Raw genomic sequence first — 1,558 nt, 5'->3', positions numbered from 1 at the left:
CGTCGGGGGAGAGCCGCAGCACCTCGCCGTCGAGCACGCCGAGCCGGGCGAGGGTGGCGGCCGGGGGGAGCGGGCCGCCGGCCGGGCCGCGCAGGCGCCACGGCCGGGGCGGCCGTCCGGGGAGGGGCTCGCCGACCAGTTCGAGCAGCATCGGGACCAGCTCGGCGACCGGGATGTCGGCCGGCAGCGCGACGTCGACGGTGGTGCGCGGGGCGAGCACGGTGAGCCGGCAGTAGGTCGTGGCCGTGGGCACGGGTGACCCTCCACAGTGGATGGTGCGGCGAGCGGGGTGAGTTCTGCGAAACGGCCACGAGCAGGTCGGACCGGTGCCTAGCATCGCAGCGCCCCACCCGTCGGCGGGGCGTTTCCGCAGAACTGGTGGGGGCGAGCATGGGGACCGTCGCGGTGTCGCGCACCGATCGGGTGCCGCCAACCCTGCCGGGCGGCGAGCTGGTCCTGGAGCCGCCACCGGAGCCGGAGCGCGTGGTCCCCTCCGGGCTGCTGCTGCGCCTGCTGCCGCTGGTCATGCTGCTCGCCTCGATCGGGTTCATCGCCGTGCTCGGGGCGCAGAACCCGACGTCGTGGCTGTTCGGCGGGATGTTCATGGTCTCGACGCTGGGCATGCTGCTGGCCGGTGGCGGCCGGTCGGGCGGCGGGCGCGCCGCCGCGGTCGACGAGGACCGGCGCGACTACCTGCGCTACCTGTCGACGCTGCGGCGCACGGTCCGCCGGATCGGGGCCGACCAGCGCGCGGCGCTGGAGTCGGTCCACCCCGAGCCGGCGGCCTGGCCCGCCGTGCTCGCCGAGGGCAGGCTGTGGGAGCGCAGCCCGGCCGACCCCGACTTCGGGCAGTTGCGCATCGGGCACGGGCCGCAGCGGTTGGGCACGCACCTGGTCGCGCCGCAGACCGGTCCGGTCGACGGCATCGAGCCGGTCACCGCGCTGGCGCTGCGCCGGTTCCTGCTCGCCCACGCCGCCGTCCCCGACCTGCCGGTCGCGCTGTCCGTGCGGGCGGCGAACGTCGTCTGGTTGGAGGCCGGGGCGGACGGCGACCCGGCGCCGGCCCGCGCGCTGGCCAGGGCGCTGGTCGCGCAGTACGTGCTGTGGCACAGCCCGGCCGACGCGCTGCTCGCGGTGGTCGCTCCGGGGCGCGCCGCCGCCGAGTGGGACTGGGTCAAGTGGCTGCCGCACGCCGCGCACCCCCGCCGCCGCGACGCCGTCGGGCCCGCCCGGATGGTCACCGCCGACGCCGACGACCTGCGGCTGTGGTGGCAGGTCGAGCTGGCCGGGCGGGCGCAGGGGCCGGGCGAGGGCGAACCGCACCTGCTGGTCGTCGTGGACGGGGCCGCCGAGGCGCCGGGGCCGTGGGCGGGCGTCGCCGGGGTCACCGTGCTGCGGGTCGGCGCCCCGCCCGGGCGCACCCCGGGACCGACCGTGCTGCGGCTGCGGGTCGGGCCGGGGGAGCTGCGCCGCGGGGCGGAGAACGTGTTGGTCGGCGAGCCGGACGCGCTCTGCCGCGCCGAGGCCGTCGCGCTGGCCCGGCGGATGGCCCGGTACC

General features: G+C 78.4%; 1 protein-coding gene and 1 pseudogene. One reads left to right on the top strand and one right to left on the bottom strand.

Annotated features, from left to right (window positions below):
• The coding region (locus tag KIK08_RS38990; RefSeq protein ID WP_214408325.1) for an EsaB/YukD family protein at positions 1 to 253 on the bottom strand (253 nt) is incomplete at its 3' end.
• A 152-nt stretch (positions 254 to 405) separates the two neighbouring features.
• On the opposite strand from KIK08_RS38990, the pseudogene KIK08_RS38985 reads away from it, so the two are divergent.
• Positions 406 to 1,558: pseudogene (locus KIK08_RS38985) on the top strand (type VII secretion protein EccC); the annotation flags it as partial.

The sequence above is a fragment of the Pseudonocardia lacus genome (assembly GCF_018531445.1).
GTDB lineage: Bacteria > Actinomycetota > Actinomycetes > Mycobacteriales > Pseudonocardiaceae > Pseudonocardia > Pseudonocardia lacus.
The sequence above is the reverse complement of the archived record's forward strand: the minus strand, read 5'-3'. Positions and strand labels throughout refer to the sequence as shown.